This is a genomic window from Pseudoalteromonas sp. APM04 (assembly GCF_022809815.1).
Lineage (GTDB): Bacteria > Pseudomonadota > Gammaproteobacteria > Enterobacterales > Alteromonadaceae > Pseudoalteromonas > Pseudoalteromonas marina.
The window spans coordinates 183,111-202,165 of sequence record NZ_CP094441.1 but is presented as its reverse complement, the minus strand read 5'-3'; the positions used below and the strand labels follow the sequence as shown (position 1 = coordinate 202,165).

19 protein-coding genes are annotated in these 19,055 nt (G+C 39.8%); 4 read left to right on the top strand and 15 right to left on the bottom strand.

Translation table 11 applies throughout. The features are described from left to right. Position 1: 1 nt before the first annotated feature. On the bottom strand, positions 2-310 hold the full coding sequence (locus MTP24_RS00990) for a hypothetical protein (protein WP_006793799.1): 309 nt from the start codon (positions 308-310) through the stop codon (positions 2-4). A 90-nt stretch (positions 311-400) separates the two neighbouring features. Beyond that, complete coding sequence (bioH, locus tag MTP24_RS00985) at positions 401-1,141, bottom strand: pimeloyl-ACP methyl ester esterase BioH (RefSeq protein WP_243532369.1); 741 nt, start codon at positions 1,139-1,141, stop codon at positions 401-403. A 74-nt stretch (positions 1,142-1,215) separates the two neighbouring features. Here bioH and MTP24_RS00980 point away from each other — a divergent pair, with 74 nt between their 5' ends. Beyond that, positions 1,216-1,890, top strand: coding sequence for a ComF family protein (locus MTP24_RS00980; RefSeq protein WP_243532366.1), 675 nt, complete (start codon positions 1,216-1,218; stop codon positions 1,888-1,890). Positions 1,891-1,900: 10 nt separating this feature from the next. On the opposite strand, the gene MTP24_RS00975 is transcribed toward MTP24_RS00980, so the two are convergent. Further along, complete coding sequence (locus MTP24_RS00975; RefSeq protein ID WP_243532364.1) at positions 1,901-4,450, bottom strand: M14 metallopeptidase family protein; 2,550 nt, start codon at positions 4,448-4,450, stop codon at positions 1,901-1,903. Between the two features lie 148 nt (positions 4,451-4,598). Here MTP24_RS00975 and nfuA point away from each other — a divergent pair, with 148 nt between their 5' ends. Further along, positions 4,599-5,174 carry a Fe-S biogenesis protein NfuA gene (gene nfuA / locus MTP24_RS00970; protein WP_006793795.1) on the top strand — a complete coding sequence of 192 codons (576 nt, stop codon included), beginning with the start codon at positions 4,599-4,601 and terminating at the stop codon, positions 5,172-5,174. 9 nt (positions 5,175-5,183) lie between these two features. Then, positions 5,184-5,453, top strand: coding sequence for a hypothetical protein (locus tag MTP24_RS00965; protein ID WP_006793794.1), 270 nt, complete (start codon positions 5,184-5,186; stop codon positions 5,451-5,453). A gap of 3 nt (positions 5,454-5,456) precedes the next feature. On the opposite strand, the gene MTP24_RS00960 is transcribed toward MTP24_RS00965, so the two are convergent. Continuing rightward, positions 5,457-6,728, bottom strand: a complete 1,272-nt coding sequence (locus tag MTP24_RS00960) for an MATE family efflux transporter (protein WP_243532362.1) — start codon at positions 6,726-6,728, stop codon at positions 5,457-5,459. A gap of 42 nt (positions 6,729-6,770) precedes the next feature. Between MTP24_RS00960 and MTP24_RS00955 the strand changes: the two genes are divergently transcribed. Continuing rightward, the gene (locus MTP24_RS00955) at positions 6,771-7,796 is read left to right on the top strand and encodes a polysaccharide deacetylase family protein (RefSeq protein ID WP_243532360.1); all 1,026 of its coding nucleotides are present in this window, start codon (positions 6,771-6,773) and stop codon (positions 7,794-7,796) included. 19 nt (positions 7,797-7,815) lie between these two features. Here MTP24_RS00955 and MTP24_RS00950 read toward each other — a convergent pair whose 3' ends face one another. The 11 genes from MTP24_RS00950 to MTP24_RS00900 all read right to left on the bottom strand — a co-directional run bounded on the left by MTP24_RS00950 (position 7,816) and on the right by MTP24_RS00900 (position 19,033). Further along, positions 7,816-8,850, bottom strand: coding sequence for a chemotaxis response regulator protein-glutamate methylesterase (locus tag MTP24_RS00950; protein WP_243532358.1), 1,035 nt, complete (start codon positions 8,848-8,850; stop codon positions 7,816-7,818). 8 nt (positions 8,851-8,858) lie between these two features. Continuing rightward, positions 8,859-9,476, bottom strand: coding sequence for a chemoreceptor glutamine deamidase CheD (gene cheD / locus MTP24_RS00945; protein ID WP_243532356.1), 618 nt, complete (start codon positions 9,474-9,476; stop codon positions 8,859-8,861). Beyond that, positions 9,466-10,290, bottom strand: coding sequence for a protein-glutamate O-methyltransferase CheR (locus tag MTP24_RS00940; protein WP_243532354.1), 825 nt, complete (start codon positions 10,288-10,290; stop codon positions 9,466-9,468). Before MTP24_RS00940 ends, cheD begins: the two co-directional genes overlap by 11 nt. Before the next feature lie 72 nt (positions 10,291-10,362). Next, a complete protein-coding gene (locus MTP24_RS00935) occupies positions 10,363-13,062 on the bottom strand; it encodes a methyl-accepting chemotaxis protein (protein ID WP_243532352.1) in 2,700 nt (899 codons plus the stop codon). Positions 13,063-13,112: 50 nt separating this feature from the next. Beyond that, complete coding sequence (locus MTP24_RS00930) at positions 13,113-13,577, bottom strand: chemotaxis protein CheW (RefSeq protein ID WP_006793787.1); 465 nt, start codon at positions 13,575-13,577, stop codon at positions 13,113-13,115. Next, entirely contained in the window at positions 13,574-15,661 is a 2,088-nt protein-coding gene (locus MTP24_RS00925) for a chemotaxis protein CheA (RefSeq protein ID WP_243532350.1), read from the bottom strand. The genes MTP24_RS00930 and MTP24_RS00925 overlap by 4 nt, the downstream gene beginning before the upstream one ends. A gap of 14 nt (positions 15,662-15,675) precedes the next feature. Then, the gene (locus MTP24_RS00920) at positions 15,676-16,038 is read right to left on the bottom strand and encodes a response regulator (protein WP_006793785.1); all 363 of its coding nucleotides are present in this window, start codon (positions 16,036-16,038) and stop codon (positions 15,676-15,678) included. 8 nt (positions 16,039-16,046) lie between these two features. Beyond that, complete coding sequence (locus MTP24_RS00915) at positions 16,047-16,319, bottom strand: STAS domain-containing protein (RefSeq protein WP_006793784.1); 273 nt, start codon at positions 16,317-16,319, stop codon at positions 16,047-16,049. Between the two features lie 174 nt (positions 16,320-16,493). Continuing rightward, the gene (locus MTP24_RS00910) at positions 16,494-17,105 is read right to left on the bottom strand and encodes an SCO family protein (protein WP_243532348.1); all 612 of its coding nucleotides are present in this window, start codon (positions 17,103-17,105) and stop codon (positions 16,494-16,496) included. Further along, a complete protein-coding gene (gene cyoE, locus MTP24_RS00905; RefSeq protein ID WP_243532346.1) occupies positions 17,102-18,031 on the bottom strand; it encodes a heme o synthase in 930 nt (309 codons plus the stop codon). Before cyoE ends, MTP24_RS00910 begins: the two co-directional genes overlap by 4 nt. Positions 18,032-18,043: 12 nt before the next feature. Then, complete coding sequence (locus tag MTP24_RS00900) at positions 18,044-19,033, bottom strand: COX15/CtaA family protein (RefSeq protein WP_058430114.1); 990 nt, start codon at positions 19,031-19,033, stop codon at positions 18,044-18,046. Positions 19,034-19,055 lie beyond the last annotated feature (22 nt).

Here is a 19,055-nt window from a genome sequence, read left to right as displayed (position 1 = left end):
ATTACACTTTAATGTCGACTAACGTACCAAGTACGTCATCAGCTGTTTGAATTGTTTGCGCATTAGCTTTAGCGTTAAATTCTTCAACTTTTAGGTTAACAAGTGATTCGTCAATACGCGCAGGCTGAGCAACCGGTGCTGTTACTGCTTCGTCCGGCGTTGCTGCAACTAACTGTCGCTGTTGTGCAAGTTGCGCATCGTCTTGCTGTTCTATACTGGCACGGTTGATTTCTGCACTGGCCTTTTCAATACCTTGGCTTGCACGGTTAAACCCTTCAACACCATTATTAAATACAGATCCGATTGACATCGGTAAACCTCCACCACTTAAATATTGTTTAATTATCGCTCAGTTTGTGCGCAAAATAAAGCTTTACGGGGCGCAATTATCGTCGCATTTTTAAAGCATTGATTTAACGATAGATAAAAACTCATTTTTGTGAGAAATAAACGGAGCATGAGATGCTTTATCTATTACTTGGTATTCAAACTCAGAATTTAGTACTGACATTTTAGCTATTGCTTTATACGGCACTAAAGCATCTAAGCGACCAAATACACCCATAATTTTTACCGGACACGTTGCAAATAAATCGCGTAAATCATTATTTTGTAAAATATCTAAACCGGCCGCTAACGCCTCACTGTTGGGTTCTGAATATTGATTTAGCAATTGTTTAAGCTGCTTTATGTCATCTCTCGCTGACTCACTTCCCATAGCCTGAATAGCCAAAAAGCGCTCAATGGTTTTTTCTCTGTGATTAACCAATTGGTCTTTAAACTGAGTTAGTACTTTTTCACTAATTCCCGGCCATTCACCCTGCTCTGCAAAATAAGGTATCGATGCGACTAAAATAACCTTCGATACTTTTTCAGGCCAATGCTTTGCAATGTATAGAGCAAACAAACCACCTAAAGACCACCCCATTAAAATAGAATGAGGTTTTAACTGTTGGCTTAATTGCATAGCGGCATCATGCAAATTATACGGGGTTGGTAATGTGGTTGCGCTATTACCAAACCCAGGTAAATCAAGGCTACGTACTTGTCCTGTATATAAGTTTTCAAGCTCTGGCTGTATAAGTTGCCAAACGCCTTGATTCATTCCCCAACCATGTAAAAGTACTAACTCTTTTTGCATATTTGCATATTCTTAACCAAACTTAGGCTCATAATAACGTTTAAAAAGATGATTGCAATGGAAGGCACTATCTCATGAAAGGTCTGTTTAACTGGCTGTTCCCGTCGTATTGCGTACAGTGCAAAAGCCCTGTAAGTGCAAGCCTAGGTTTATGCGAATATTGCTTAGAAGATTTAGCATTACTAGATGTAACTAAACACCCAAATTTACTTCACCGACCTGATATTGTTGATATGTTTCCTAACTGCGAATTTGACAGGTTATTTGCTTGCGCTTTTTACCGCCCTCCATTTGAGCAGTGGCTAACCCAACTTAAATTTAGTAACCAAATACATTACAAAAAAGCACTTCAGCAGGTTGTACACAAGCAGCTCGATGCGTTTTTTAAATACAGCACGCAATCTCCTGATCTATTTATAATTTTACCTTTACATAAAAGCCGATTTTTAAAGCGAGGTTTTAATCAAGTAAGCCAAGTATGGCACCCTTGTTTGTGCTCTCGCGTTGTTTTAAATAATGCGCTTATCCGTAATAAAAAAACCCATGCGCAATCGCAGCTCACTAAAGCAAAACGTATTAAAAATCTAACCAATGCATTTATATGTACTGAAGATATGAGCGGTAAAACAGTCGCTATTGTTGATGACATTATGACAACCGGCGCAACATTAAATGCAGCAACTCAGGCTTTAAAGAAAGCCGGCGCTAAACAAGTGTGGGCATTCACAACCTGTTTAACGCCAATTTAGTTAATTTATGTTACTGACCACTTGCGCGGAATGTATGGCCTAAAAACAGTGCATTGCTAAGCAATCGACTTGTACCATACCAGTAACCTCTAAATACGGGGTTGTCAGTCATAGCAATAACACTGCCGCGTCCGTACGAATGTGCTATTAAACCAGCGCCTTCAGCTACTTGTTCTACATTTACAGAGTCAGTAAAGCCAGCTAACAACGGGCGTTTTGTGTAGGTTAGTACATTTACAAAAGGGGCATCTGACGCTTCAAGTAGCCATGTACTGTTTTTAAATACCGGTAAGGTGTCGCGCGTGAGTGAGAAAGTTAATGGGTGCGTTAAATCCACACTAGTGTTAAAAATAGCCCCAGCAATACGCTGACGCCCCGCTAGATGATCTTTATCGCCATAGCTTAGGCCTTCAGTTTTGAAAGCACCAGCTAAATCCTGTCGCGATAAATAATTTGCTTTAAGTAGTTGCTGGTCGACTAAAAATTTAGCGCCGCCTTTGTGGCCCCAAATAACACCGCCTTTTCTTACCCAGCTTTTAATCGCTACTTTTTCTGCATCTGTTAAGCTATTGTAATTACCGTGGGCCAACACAATATGGCTATAATCACTGAGCTCAAGTGAACTTAAACGCGTCATTTCAACAATTGTGGGGGCAACACCTACAAACCTATCTAGGTAATACCACACTTCACCTACTTCGTACTGGCTAGTGCCTTGGCCGCCAATCAGTAAAACCTTGGGTGTTTTAACAACTGCCATAGAGCGTGAACCTAAATCAGCACCTTTACTGGTTAAGCCCGTTGTAATAGGTTTTATGGCAATACCAAATTCACTTTGCGCACTGTTTAACAAAGTAATCCAGTTTTGCTGTGTTTGTAAACCAGCCGGAATAATAATACTCCCTGGCTCAAAATTTATGTCGCCCGCGCTCGATTTTGCCGTTAAGGCGCTCAATGCCACGCGTGCTTTTATACCTTGTTTTAATAATGTATTTAGCATTTTAGGCGCTAAGTAGTCGTCCCATGCAAAACCAAATGCATACGCTGATTCTAAACTTGTTAGGGGTGCTTTAGGCGCTTTATTCCAAGGGGTATCTGCAACGTCTAGCCCCCAATTACTTTTTACTTTTGCAAAGGGTAGATTAAATGCGTGCGCTAATGTCCAACCAGATACATCGTAGAATGTATTGTCTGCAAAGTTTTTTTGCTCGCTAAATATCGCTTTAACTAAACGATATTGAGGCTGCGCTAAAGGCACATAATAGCTGTTGGTAGTAAAGTTTATGCCACCTGCTTTTAGTGGTTTAGTAAGTTCAAATGCCTTTATTTTATGTTGCTCTAATAGCGCTAAAAAGTCAGTAATTCGGGTGCTGTCTTTTGCACCTTCAACAACATAACCTGCAAAGTTTTCGTCACCTGCAAACTCTGCGGCTTGATCATAAAATTTAGCTTGGTAGTCAAGCAATGCTTGACGGTTTTCAACCGCCGCTTTAAAGGTAGATAAGCTCGTTAATAACTGATTTTTTATAGTAAATGGAAACGTTAAAGGGCCATTAATGGTCTCTTGTATATGGCCTCGAGAGCTTGCTTGCTCAAACAAAATACCTATACCCCCGTTCACATCTGGGTAAGTTGAACCTTTACCGTAGTAAAAATCGTCAAAGCTTTCTTCTGTAAAATACAGTGCATTATTTTCATCCAACGTTTTGGCATGATAATTAGCAATTGCTTTGGTTAATGTTACGTTTTCAATTGGCGTAATTGGGTGCTTTCTACTTGGAATACCCGGCTGAAAAAAGTAGCTGCTGTTTGGGCCCATTTCATGAAAGTCGGTAAGTACATTTGGTTTCCACTGATGAAATTTTGCAATACGCGCACGCGACTCAGGGTGCTGTAGCAATAGCCAATCTCGGTTTAAGTCAAACCAATAATGATTAGTGCGGCTGCTTGGCCAGTTTTCGGTATGCTCGCGAGTTTTTGGATCTGACGATAAATTCATGCCGCGGTTGCTGTTTGCCCAATTAGCAAAACGTGCAAGTCCGTCGGGGTTTAATGATGGGTCGAGCAAAATAACGGTATTGTTTAGTAGGTTATTTATTTCATCGCCTTGTGCTGCAGCTAAGTAATAAGCCGTTAAAAGCGATGCATTGCTACCCGATGATTCGTTACCGTGCACACTGTAGCCCATCCATACGACTGCAGGTTTATCGTTTGCTTTTTTGCTGTTATTACCCAAACGAGCCAAGTGCGCTTGGCGTATTTGCTCTATTTGAGTTAATTTATTTGGCGCTGTAACCGTTAACATTACCAGTGGTCGTTGCTCATGTGTGCGGCCAATTATCTCAAAGTTTATTCTATCGCTCTTTTGAGCAAGTACTTCCATGTAGCGCACGAGTTGGTCGTGTCTTACATGCCACTCACCTACTTGATAACCCAATACTTCTTCGGGCGTGGGAATGGCCGGGTCGAATACAACATCGTCTTCAAAATAGTATGAAAGCGGTTTTGCTACACTTGAAAAGCTCAGCATTACCACCATTATTGTTATTAATAAACGCATATAGATCACTCTAAAAATGTTTGTTAATTGCACGCTAGCATTGCTTAAAATAGATGCCAACTTTTTACGCTCAACACTAGCCGCAACACGATGAGCGGAGTATGATATGCAGTATCCGAGTAATTTAGTCAGGTATAAAGCCGTTTTTATGATTTCTATTTCCGAAACAGCACAAGCACATTTTGCTAAACTATTAGCAGATCAATCGCAACAGACCAATATTCGCGTTTTTGTTGTAAACCCTGGTACATCACAAGCCGAGTGTGGTGTTTCTTATTGTCCAGAAGACGCCGTTGAAGACAACGATATTCGCTTAAATTTTAACGGTTTTGATGCCGTTGTTGATGCTGAAAGTGCTCCTTTTTTAGAAGAAGCTGAAATTGATTTTGTTACCGACAAAATGGGTACTCAGCTAACGCTTAAAGCGCCTAATGCAAAAGCACGTAAAATTGGTGATGATGCATCATTAAACGAACGTGTTCAGCACATGCTTGAAACAGAAGTAAACCCACAACTAGCTAACCATGGCGGCCAAGTAAGCCTAGTAGAGATTACAGCTGCTGGCGTTGCAGTGCTTCAGTTTGGTGGCGGTTGTAATGGGTGTTCTATGATCGATGTAACGTTAAAAGAAGGCATCGAAAAAGAAATGATAGCTAAGTTTGACGAGATCACAGGTGTTGCAGATATTACTGATCACGAAGCTGGCGAGCACTCTTACTATTAAGCCAAGTAAATGCTAAAGCCTCTTATATACCGCTTAGGGAGCAACCCTAAGCTGAGTTTAAAGCGGTTTTTTCGCGGCGTAGCACTGTTTGTGCTAGCCGTGATTTTTATTTTTGCGGGTTACTATAGTCATTACAGTTTGCAAATTATTGGCGTTTTAATTTTAATACCTGCGCTATTTTTTGCTTTTTGGGGCTACAGTGGCATTTTTGCCAATCGCTTTTCGCAAGTAATAAAAGAAATAGGGCCCAAACATCACGATCCTGATCTGTGGAAATAAGCCTTAATCTAGCAGCTGATTATTAGCTTTAAGCGTTTGATATTTTATTATTAATGTAACTCCACGCATTAGCATAAAGCAGCTCATCGCAAGCCATAGCCCATTATTTTGCCAATCATTAAATACCCAAAATACACCAAAAAACCCAACAGCTGCCGATAGCAACATACTATTTCGCATATCTTTAGCGCGCGTTAAACCAACAAATACACCATCAAATAAAAAGCAGCTCATTGCTAATAATGGCAAAGCAATTACCCATGGTAAATATTGCGTAGCCTCATTAATAACCTCAGGTACGTTGGTTAATAGCGTAATTATATAAGCGCCAAACACAGCAAAAAACACGCTATAAATCACGCCAAATAACATCCCCCAAAATACACTTATTTTTACCCACAGCTGTATTTTACTTACACTTTGCTGTCCTTTAGCTTGGCCTACTTTGGCCTCACTTGCGTAAGCTATGCCATCCAGTGCAAAGCTGACTAACATTAAAAAGTTTAGTAATACTGCGTTCGCTGCAAGGGTTGTTTCGCCAATACGCGCGCCATAAAAAGTCATAAAGCTAAAACACAACTGAAGTATTAAAGAGCGAATAAAAATGTCGCGATTTAAACTCAATAACCCGGCCATTTTTTTAAAGCTAAACCAGTGCGGAGTACTTAACACTACACCTTGTTTTTTTGCGAGTTTAGTCACTAAAAACAACGCGAATACCAGCGCAGTATAATCAGCGATTAACGATGCCCATGCCGCGCCTGCTACAGCCCAATCTAAAAAAACAACAAAATAAATATCAAGCACAATATTTACACTATTTGTTACCAACAATAAGTAAAATGGCCCTCGTCCATAATGAACGCCTAACATCCAACCCAATAAAACCAAGTTACATAGTGCCGCTGGCGCGCTAAAAATTCGAATACTAAAATAAGTATAGGCCTCGCTTAGCACGGCATTATTAGCGTCTGATAAAAATGCTATTGCGTGTTTTATTAAAGGAGACATAGCAATAAGAAATAATGCCACTATGCTGGCAAGTAATAGGCTTCGTTTGAGTAAAGCAGCTAATTGGGTTGAGTCATTTTGGCCATAGGCTTGTGCAACCATGCCGGTTGTGCTCATTCTTAAAAAACCCGCGAGCCAAAATAAAATGGAGATAACAGCTGAGCCTAACGCAATACCAGCCAAATAATGAGCACTGCCTAAATGGCCAATGACCGCGGTATCAACTATTCCTAACAGTGGCACGGTGATATTTGATAATATCATTGGTCCTGCTAACAACAGCAAGCTTTTATGGTGTGCTTTATTATGTATAAGAAATTGTTTCATTTAGTTTTATTGACTCTTATTGGGTTATCTTTACGTGCTCATGCTGGTGTTATTTTACAGTACCACCATGTAAGTGAAACCCTGCCGGCGGTCACTAGTGTGAGCGAAGAAACGTTTACAGAGCATCTAAACTATTTAAAAAATAATGATTTTAATGTTATTGCCTTAAATGAACTACTTGATGCTTTAAAACAAGGCCATACCTTACCTGATAAAACCGTCGCCATCACGTTTGATGATGGTTACAACAATAATTATGATCAAGCTGCTCCAATACTCGAAAAGTTTGGCTATCCATACACAATTTTTGTTAACCCTAAGCTCATAGACGAAGGTAAACGCTATGTGATGGGGTGGGATAAACTTAAAGAACTGAGTAAAAAAGGCGCACTTATAAGTAACCACACCGCACAGCATGACTATTTACATCTAAAACTTGACGGTGAAACTAACACGCAATGGAAAAAACGTATCACCCAAGATATTGTTCATTCACAACAACGTATAAAAGATGAAATAGGCCACAACTATAAATATTTAGCCTACCCCTACGGAGAGTTTGATAACGAGCTACAAGCTTTAGTAACAGAGCTTGGCTATATAGGCATTGGCCAGCATTCTGGTGCTCTAAATAAACACGCTAACTTTAGTCGATTACCTCGCTTTCCTGCATCTGGCGTTTATAGCGACATAAAAACACTGGCAACCAAATTGAATTCTCAGGCATTTAATATTACTCAATTAAGCTATAAAAATAGCGTAACAACCCAAAACCCACCTGCGTTAACCATTGGGTTTGAAGTTGATGATTTTAACAAGTCTCAACTAGCTTGTTATGTATCGGGTATAGGCAAAGCAAACTTGAACTGGGTGACTGATAATACGGTAGAGGTAACATCACCTAAAAAACTGAACAAAGGCCGTTCACGCTTTAATTGTACAGCGCCTTCAATTAAAAAACCGAACAGCTATTATTGGTTTTCTCAGCCTTGGGTTATTCAATAACTTTAAGCTTTCTATTTATTTAGTTAGGTTTAACTGCTTGGCTTAATAATCGCTCAGCCATTTTATCAAGTGCAGCCACTTCATTGGCTGCATTTAAATCAATAGCGGCTTTAGGCATTCCCCACACAACTGATGAGTATTCATCTTGCGCTAACGTGTATGCACCGCTTTGCTTAAGTGCTAACAGTCCTTTAGCCCCATCAGCGCCCATCCCTGTAAGTATTGTTGCCACTACATTTTTTGATCCACAATTTACAAGCGAATCAAATAGTACGTCAACGGCTGGTTTATGCCGATTTACAGGCTCACCATCGTCGAGTTGGCAATACAAAGCAATTCCTCGCTTTTTTACACTTAAATGAAGCCCGCCGGGGGCAATATATGCCCAACCTGGGCTTAGCTTGTCGCCATGTTGTGCCTCTTTCACGTTAATTAAGCATGTTCTATCCATACGCTCAGCAAACGAAGCACTAAATACGGGAGGAATATGCTGAGTAATTACAATAGGAGGGCAATTAACTGGCATTTTTATTAGTACTTCTTTTATTGCCTCGGTACCACCGGTAGACGCACCAATTGCCATCACTTTATTTAATAAAAATTCAGTCTCTGAACTTATAGGTTTTGTATCGGGTGGCGTTTTTTTAAAGCTGCGTATTCGTGCACCGGCGGCTATTCTTACCTTTTGTTGAACCAGTGACGCATAATGACTCAGCTGGGCTCTTACGTTACTTGTTGGCTTAGCAATAAAATCCACAGCACCTAGCTCTAACGCCTCTAATGTAATGGGCGACCCCTTCTGCGTAAGCGTAGAAATCATAACCACGGGCATAGGCCTCAGGCGCATTAGGTTTTTTAAAAAGCTAAGTCCATCCATTTTTGGCATTTCTACGTCTAAGGTAAGTACATCGGGATTAAGTTTTTTAATCATTTCGCGTGCTTGGTATGGATCTTCTGCGCAGCCCACTACGTTAATGTCGTTAGCTTGTTGCAGTATTTCTGTAAGCAACCCTCTAATTAAAGGGGAGTCATCGATTATTAATACATTTATCATAGCGACTCCTAAAACAACTCTATATTCGATATCACTTCTTGCTTTTTAAGGTTTTGCAAGTAACGTACTTCGCGCTTTTCAATGGTATCGTTATGTAATTTTTTAAGTTTTTTCATATACACTTTACCCGTTTGTGGATGAAAAAATATTTTTCTAGGCCACGGGCCGCCCATATCATGGGCCACTAAATTTAAGGCTTCTTCTTTGACATAGGCGGTAGCAAAACTAATATTACCCAGCCCAATATCTGTCATCGCACTAATTATTTTTCCGCCACCAAATAGCTTAATTTTTAAATTATGACGAGACGCACCGTTTTTTAATACTTCATTAATTAGGTATTCCATAGCCCAATTACCATAACGGCAGTTTAAGCCGTGTGCACTTTTAAGCTCTACGCCTTTTTGTATCGGCAGCATAAAATGATTCATCCCGCCAATACCTAACACTTCATCGTAAACACAGGCCGCAATACATGAGCCAAGTACCGTTGAAATCAATTCATTATTTTTAGATACATAAAATTCTCCTGGAAGCACTTTGGCAACAACATGATTTCTTCCTGAATCCCAGTAACGCTTAATGTGTTCAAAACTGGGTAAAACACTTCTAAATTCAGCCTGCATGTGCTCTCAATTGATACATAGTTTTTCCTAAATTTTTATAATTTGAGTGCTCTTTACCCATACTCTCTGAGTGACCTAAAAATAAGTAACCGTGATCGCTTAGAATATTTGCATAGCGTTTAAATAAATGATCTTTCGTTTCTTTATCAAAATAAATAACCACGTTGCGGCATAAAATAAGATCAAACGGCCCTTTCATTGGCCAGTCTTGCAATAGGTTTAAGCGCTTAAAAGAAATACGCTCACGCAGCGTGTCTTTCACTTTATAGTGTTCGCCATCTTTACTTTTTAAAAACCAACGCTTTAGATGAGTGGCATCTAAGCCATTTACGTTTGCCGCGGTATACACACCTTTTTGCGCTTTTTCTAACACGTTAGAATCTAAATCGGTGGCTAAAATCTTTACATCCCAATTACTTGGAAATGCATTATTTAGCGTCATTGCTAAGCTGTAGGGCTCTTCTCCTGTTGAGCAGCCTGCAGACCATATTCTGACCCGCTTGGTGTCATTGTTCGCCTTTATTAAGTTAGGTATAAGCTCAGATTTAATAAATTCAAAATGATGAACTTCACGAAAAAAAGACGTTAAATTAGTGGTAATTGCATTTATAAACGCATCAAACTCTTGGTCTTTATGCGTATCTAAGTAGGCTAAGTAGGCTTTAAAGTCGTTTAATTTTAGCGCTCTTATCCGCCTTGCTAAACGTGAGTACACCATTTCACGTTTATGATCGCCCAATACAATACCGCAAGCGTTGTAAACTAAATTGGCAATGTCTTTAAAATCGCGATCGGTACACAGAAACTCTTTCATTAGCAGCTCTCATACATAGTAGTGAGTGTGGCCTTATTGAGCGCTTTTCCAATAAGGCCTGTAATCAAATAATTAAAATTCTTCCCACTCGTCTGCCGAATCAATAAAATTATCGCCTCTTGGCTTGCTTTGTACTGCGTTACTTTGTGATTTGTGAGCTAAGCTTGGGGTATTCATTGTGGGCGACATAATAGCCATGTCTTGCTGACCCAGTGAAAAGAAATTAAGAAGTCTGCGCATTTCATTTGCTTGCTCAGCCATTGATTCACCTGCAGCCGATGCTTCTTCAACTAAGGCTGCGTTTTGCTGGGTCATTTCATCCATTTGAGATATAGCTTTATTTACTTGCTCTATACCTGCACTTTGCTCTTCAGATGCCTCAGTAATATCTGAAATCATTTGCGTCACTTTTTGTACCGACACCACAATTTCTTTAAGCGTTGCACCTGATTCATTAACAAGCTGAGAGCCATCTGCTACTTTACCTACACTATCTCTTATCAGCTCTTTAATTTCTTTAGCGGCCCCTGCTGAGCGCTGAGCTAAATTACGCACTTCACCTGCAACAACCGCAAAGCCACGCCCTTGCTCTCCCGCTCTAGCTGCTTCAACGGCCGCATTAAGTGCAAGTAAGTTAGTTTGAAATGCAATTTCGTCAATCACACCAATGATGTCAGCAATCTTTTTACTCGATTCATTAATTGCCGACATACTCGTCACAGCACGATTAACCACCTCACCACCTTGAATCGCTTTATCGCATGTTTCTTCTGCGAGTGTATTTGCCACTTTAGCATTGTCTGCATTTTGACGTACTGTACTCGTCATTTCTTCCATACTTGAGGCGGTTTCTTCCAATGATGATGCTTGCTCTTCCGTGCGCTGACTTAAATCTGCGTTCCCCTGAGAAATTTCTTCTGCGCCACTGGCCACTAAGGTTGCTGATGAACTTATACGATTAATAACCTCCGTTAATTTATCTGCCGTGGTGTTTGCGTCGCGTTTTAATTTATCAAACGAGCCTTTGTATTCTTTTTCAATTCGCTTAGATAAGTCACCGGTTGCCAAGGCATCTAGCATATTGCCAGTGTCTGCGACCGCATCGTCTACAATTTTAACTAAACTGTTTAACCCTTGTGCCAAGCGTAAAAAGAACCCTTCTTTACCCTCTTCCATTACACGCGTATCAAGGTCTCCCTCTCCTGCAGCACTCACTAATTGCGCTATTTCTCTTTCTATTGCAACTTCTGCGGTTCTATCTTCCCACTCTACAACGGTGCCAATTCTCTCTTGCTCTGGGGTTATTATTGGGTTTGCAACCAAACCAAATGTGCGTCCACCAACCTTTATTTGCGTGCTATAAGTATTTTTTAACGTTGCTAATAGATTTTGTTGGTGCGCTGGGTTTTTATGAAACACATCAATATTTTGATTAAGTAGATTTTTGCTATCAAAATTAGGTAGGTCTTTTCGAAGGTCATTTTCAGCAATACGCATCATATTTCTAACAGCTTTATTCATGTACACAATGACATTTGATGAATCTGCAATCATGGTATTAGTCGCGACAGTATCAAGTGCTTGGCGCACACGAAGGTTTTCTTGTGCTATGGCACGCTCTGCGTCAGCTTTAGCAACCTTTTCAGTAATATCGTCCCACTCAACAATGGTACCGAGTTTCTTTCCTGCTTGGCTGTACCATGGCGTCGCTATTAATGTAAAAATAAGCCCCGCTAAACGCAGCTCTGCTTTATAAGGTTCATCTAAATTTTTTAATAAATCTCGTTGGTGTGACGGCTTCTTATGAAAATCATCAACACAAGTACCTATTAAATTATCAACAGAAAATTGTGGCAATACGGTTTGTAGGTCTTTTTCACGCGCTTTTAACATGTCTTGCACGCGTTCGTTTACGAATACAATATTGAGGTCTTGGTCTGCAATCATTACATTTGCTTGGCATACTTTTAAGGCGCTGGCTAAGTCTGCAGTTTTGCGCGAAGATTTTTCTAACTCTTTTTGAGCTGTTATATCTGATGCGTATTTAATTACTTTAAATGGCTTGCCATTTATATCATAAATTGGGTTATAAGAGGCCTGAATCCAAACTTCCTGACCTTGTTTACCTATTCTTAAATATTCACCCGAGTCAAATTCACCGCGCCCTAACTTAGCCCAAAAAGCTTTATATTCATCACTATTTGCGTGTTCAGGTGTAACAAATAATCGGTGGTGCTGCCCTATAATGTCGTTAAGCTGATACCCCAACGTATTTAAAAAATTATCGTTTGCATCAATAATAGTGCCGTCTAAATTAAACTCTATTACTGCTTGAGACTTACTAATTGCATTAATTTGCCCTCTTGCCTCTGCTGCAGCGAGTTTTTGTGGTGTTATATCCGTCGCAAATTTTACAACCTTAATAACTTGCCCCTGGGAGTTTATAATTGGGTTATAAGTGGCCTGAATCCAAACCTCCTTACCACTTTTGGTAAAACGCCTAAATTCTTGAGATATAAATTCGCCGCTGTTTAATCGTACCCAAAAATGTGTGTAGTCACTCCCTTGGGCCTCGGTATTATCAACAAATAAAGAGTGATGCTGGCCTTGAATCTCTTCTAGTTGATATTCCATTACGCGAAGAAAATTAGCATTAGCGGTAATTATTTTACCGCTTGGCTCAAACTCAATCACAGCTAATGACTTATTTAATGCGCTTACAATTAAATCATTATTTGATTCAGACTGTTTTGGATTACTAAACCATCCCATGCTCATCACCACCTTTAAGTTATTTTTACTTTATTTAGCAAATACTGACTCTAAATATTCATTGTTTTTTGCAAGTCGATTAACGCCACCATTTTTTCACCCACGTTAACTAACCCTGCCACATAATCGTCGTTATTTGTCTCTGAAATACTTGGTACCGCTTTGGCGTCTTGCTCTGAAATACTGTAAACCTCAGAAACGGCATCAACGGTAATACCAATAATTTTACTGTCGTGCTCAAACTCTATTTTTACTACAATTACCACTGTAAGCGGCCCATACTCTATACTGGGCAATCCAAATCGCAGCCTTAAATCAATAATCGGCACTATGGTGCCACGCAAATTTATAACGCCTTTTACAAATTCGGGAGCGTTGGGTAAAACGGTTATTTCCTCCCAGCTACGAATTTCTTGCACAGTTAAAATATCTACGCCGTACTCTTCATCAGCCATAATGAATGTTAAAAATTGTTTCACGCCCTTTTGCTGCTGCAGATTTAGCTCCGAAATCATAACGCCTCCAAAGCAGCTTGCGACTCAATACTTAACTCTTGGCTGCCCGGCTTTTTTAAACCTGAAAGCTTTATCAACCCGCTTATATCAACTATCAATGAAACCCGTCCATCGCCCAAAATAGTCGCACCGGATATACCATCTACTTTTTGGTAATTTGCCTCTAAACTTTTAATAACAACCTGTTGTTGCGATAGGAGGTCATCTACCAATAAACCCACTTTTTGGTTGTCGGTTTCTACGACAACAAGCAGGGTTTTATCAAGAGACTCAATGGCGTTATCATGATTAAAAATATCGTAGAGTCTTAAAATTGGAATGTATTCATCACGCAATCTAAGTACGTCTAGGTTTTTGCCTACACGGCTTACTTTGGCAATATCAATTTGCAGCGATTCAACAATAGAAATAAGCGGAATAATATAGGTATGCTGGGCCACTTTAACTAATTGGCCATCTAAAATAGCCAGTGTAAGCGGTAATCTAATTGTAAACGTTGATCCTACACCTGGCGCGGATGTAACCTCTACAGAGCCATTTAATGACTGAATATTACGCTTAACTACATCCATACCAACACCACGGCCAGATAAGTCACTCACTTCATCCATAGTGGAAAAACCAGGCATAAATATAAGCTCGTTTATTTCCTCATTGCTAAGGTGGTTGTCGGCAGAGATCAGTCCATTAGCAATGGCTTTTTCTTGAATTTTTTTAGTGTTTAGCCCTTGCCCATCATCCATTATTTCAATAACAATATTTCCGCCTTGGTGAAATGCATTTAAAGTGACCGTTCCTACTGGATCTTTTCCGGCTTGCAGTCTTTTCTCAACCGTTTCTAAGCCATGATCTAATGAGTTTCTAACCAAATGAACCATAGGATCAGAAATTTTTTCCATCACGGTTTTGTCTAATTCGGTTTGCTCGCCTATCAGCTTTAATTCAACCTGTTTATTTAGCTTTTGCGCAATGTCGCGCACCAAACGTGGGAAACGGCTAAATACAAAATTAATTGGCAACATGCGGATACGCATTACGTTTTCTTGTAAATCGCGAGTGTTGTGCGCAAGTTGCGCTAAACCTTCTTGCAATGCCGTAATTGTTGCTGGCGTAATGTCTTGCTCGCTAAGTTGATTAAGCATAGCTTGAGTAATAACAAGCTCACCCACCATGTTTATTAATGAGTCAACTTTATCAATCCCAACGCGAATAGAAGTCGACTCGGGTGTTGTTGATTTTTTATTAGTATTAGCAGAGGTTGGCTTTATGGGCTTAGCTTGTTCCGCCTGCTTTGGCTCTGGCTCTTGGATTAATGGCTCTTGAGCTACTGTACTACTGTCATTTTCAGGAGCGGGTAACTCATCAGTAAACAGGCCGCCACACAGTTCAATGGTAATATCAGCGTCATCTTCAACCCATTCGAACACCTCTTTAATTGCGCTTTCACCATGGCTGGTATTTAAGAAAAAACGCCAATGTAAAAAGCACTCATCACTGCTCAAATTGGTTATTTCAGGGACTTCATCATAAAAAACGGTGGTATCTAACTCGCCTAACTGCTCAAGCTCACTAATCATAATGAGTGGTTCATTACCTGTTTTAAATAAGTGATGATGAGGCTTAAAGTCTATTTGGTATGTATCGCTATCAGACTGGCTATCAGACGTTTGAATGTTGGACTCTTGCGTTGTGCTATTTATTCCTAGCACTTCTTCAAATTGTGCTCGTAGTGTATCGGCTTCAGTTAAGTCGGTCTCTTGCTCTGCCTGCAATCCAGCCAGTAACGAACGAAGGCAATCAACCGCTTTAAGTAATAAATTAACGTGCTCGGTTGTCAGGGTGCGCTCGCCTTGACGAATTTGGTCAAGTAAGGTTTCAAGTACATGAGTAAAATCAGACACCGATGAAAAACCAAATGTCCCACTCCCCCCTTTTATTGAATGGGCGGCTCTAAAAATAGTGTTAATAGTTTCTAAGTCTTCCTCACCGGGTACTAAGTTTAAAAGCTCAGCTTCCATGGTATCGAGGCCTTCAAAACTCTCTTCAAAGAAAACTTCAAAAAATTGACTTAAATCTATACTCACTTTGCGCTCCTTGACTAACGAATAACCTTTTTAATTACCGCTAGTAACTGCTCAGGATTAAATGGCTTTACTATCCAGCCTGTTGCACCAGCCGCTTTACCTTCTACCTTTTTTTCTAAGCCCGACTCGGTTGTTAGCATAAGTAGTGGCGTAAATTTATAATCGGGTAATGTACGTAGCTCTCGAATTAATGTAATACCATCCATAATGGGCATGTTTACATCTGAAATAACCGCATCAAAACCTTGCTGCTTAGCAATAGCCAATGCCTCACTGCCGTCTTTGGCCTCTGTTACATCAAAGCCTGCGGTTTTTAAGGTAAAGCTCACCATCTGACGCATTGATGCTGAATCATCAACTGCTAAGATTTTTTTCATATAAACCTCTAACTATTTCTTTCGATTGTTAAATAATGACTTAAGCCAAGCTGATTAATGGTATGTGCTAATGCTGCACTACTGCCGACCCATATAATTTTGTGTTGGATGGTAAGTAAGTGTTTTTGAAGCGCACATAACAGCTGAATAGATGCAGTATCTGCAGACACTACACCGCTAATATCAAGACTTATATCGTCGTTGCTATTGAGTTCTTGTAGTAAGTCTTGGTGGAGCGTTTCAACTTGGGTAATCACAAGTTCGCTTGGAAGTTTTAACATTTAAAATTGTGTAATCCCTTTCATTTCAATTCATAACAAAAGCTTAGCTCTAGTTACTAAAATTGCCATAAAAGGGTCAAAAAAAAATTTAATAAATTTATAAACAGGAATGAAAAAACAAAAAAGGGAGCCTAAAGCCCCCTTAAAATACGTGAAAATCTAAAAAGTCAGTTTTTAGTAGTAGTTTGCAATAACTTTAAACTCTTGCGCTAATTGAGTTGAATTAATAAGCGGCACACTGCCTTGTTTAAACTCAGGTTTGAAAATAGCTCTTAGCGCTCCTGTATCATCAACCAACGCAACTGATGCGCTATGATCAACCGCATAATCAGCTTTTGTTGTATCACTAATTGCGTAAATGAGGCCAAGCTCTCTTACTACTGGAAAAAGATCTTTGTGCTCCCCTGAAACAGCCAAAAAATTGGGGTTAAAGTAATCTATATATTGTTTTCGTTTTTCTGCTGTATCTCTGTTTGGATCGACCGACACAAACCATATTTGTAATGGGTAATCAGCCTCCAGCTCTTTATAAACTGCGTTTAACTTAGCCAATGTTAACGGGCATATATCGGGACAACTTGTGTATCCTAAAAACACTAAATTCCATTGCCCTTTAAATTGCGCTTTTGTCACTGGTTCGCCGTGCTGATTTTTTAACGTAAAATCCGAAAGTGATTTAGCGTTTTCATAAACAAGTGCATTTAAGTTTTGAGGATCGTTTTCACTTGAGCACGCTGATAAAAATAAACTTAAAACAACAATTACTAAAAGCCATAACCGTTTCATAAAGGAAGCCATTTATCTATAAATAAGATCACGAAGAGTACCATTAAATGCACTATCGAAAAACGAAATAAATCCATAGCCTTGTCGTTATTAGCTGCAAATTTTAACCTAATGGCTTTGTACATAAACACACTATTTAGCGCACAAGCTCCAACTAAGTAAATACCTCCTGACATACCAATTAAGTATGGCATCACACACACTAAGGCCAATAAAACTGAGTACGCAACTACACATGTTTTACAAAAGTCGATACCGTGGGTAACCGGCAGCATTGGAATTTTTGCACGCTCGTAATCACTTTTTCGAGCAATGGCTAAAGCCCAAAAATGAGGAGGAGTCCAGGTAAATATAATCATAACAAGCAACCACGGCGCTGCTGCCATTTGGTTTGTTTCAGATACCCAACCAAGCAATGGCGGCATCGCTCCAGCAAGTCCGCCTATTACAATATTTTGAGGTGTTGCACGTTTTAAAAATGACGTATAAATAAAGGCATAACCCACTAATGCAAATAACGTTAATATTGCTGTAAGCGTATTAGCCCACACCATAAGCATGATGAAACCAGCAATACCAATACTTGCCGCAAACGTTAATGCATGTGTTTTACTTAAACGCCCTTTAGCAACAGGGCGATGACGCGTTCTTGCCATTTTAGAGTCTATTTCGCTATCTACTACATGGTTAATAACGGCAGCGGCAGCAGATAACAGCCCTATTCCTAATAGACTAATCATCTGAACGCCTATTCCACGTCCAACATCCGGGGCTAATGCTAATCCAACCCAGGCTGTTAAAACCAACATCGCCACCACTTTAAATTTACTGATGGCTAAGTAATCTTGTAATAGATCGTAAGCACGCAAGCTAAGTGATTGAGTATGTGCAGGCTGTATTGTTTTTTTGTTTATTGTTAGTGCCATTATATTTCTCCTTTATGTGCGTGATTTTAGGTAATAACACAACCTAACCATACTTAATAACAGTATGGCAGCCATTAGGTTATGCGCCAGTGCAACACCCAACGGAAAGTGCCAATGTACCAAAATGAGTCCTAAGCTAATTTGGCAAAATAAAGTAACCAATACTGCTATTACGCAGCTTTTAATTTTTTGAGAGTAAGCGTGACTGTAAATTTTCCACATAATAAGCGCCAAAACTATACAGGTTACTAATGCCCAAATACGGTGTAATAAGTGAATAGACATTCTTGCTTGTTGTGAAAGCACACCAAACTCGTAGTTGCTGTGCTCAAGCGGTAACTGAAAAACACTCCTCAGTGAAAAAGGCTGAGCGTAATCACACAAAGGTAAACCATTACAGTGTGGTGCTGCGTAATTAGCCGCAAGCCAACCACCCAGCGCTATTTGCAAGACCAGTACAATAAGCGCAATTAAACTTAATCCATAATACCGCTTAGCCCCCGCATCTCCGCCCATAATGGGTTTTGCTGTTAACCTTAAATACAGCAATGTAATCAGCGATAAAATACTAAAACCACCCAATAAATGCCCCATCACTATAAGTGGTTGCAGATTCATAGTGACAGTCCACATACCTAAGGCAGCCTGAAACACAACAAGTAATAGCAATAAAGATGTGAGCTTTAATGGTGTAGTTGGAAATTGGCGCTTTAAAAAAGCAACAATAAACAGCGCTAAAATCATCAATCCTAAGGTGCCCGCAAAATACCTATGAATCATTTCTTTCCAGGCTTTTGCTTTTTCAAACACCATATCAGGGTAGCTTTGTGTTGCTAAAGCAATATCAGCTTCATGTTTAGGAACCGTTAAAAAGCCATAACACCCGGGCCAATCTGGGCAACCCAGCCCTGCATCACTCAAACGAGTGTATGCACCCAGTGCAACAACAACTAAAGCAAAAAGTCCGGTCAATAAAACCCAATTCTTATAATTTTTGTACATCTTTTACCTCACACTAAACGGA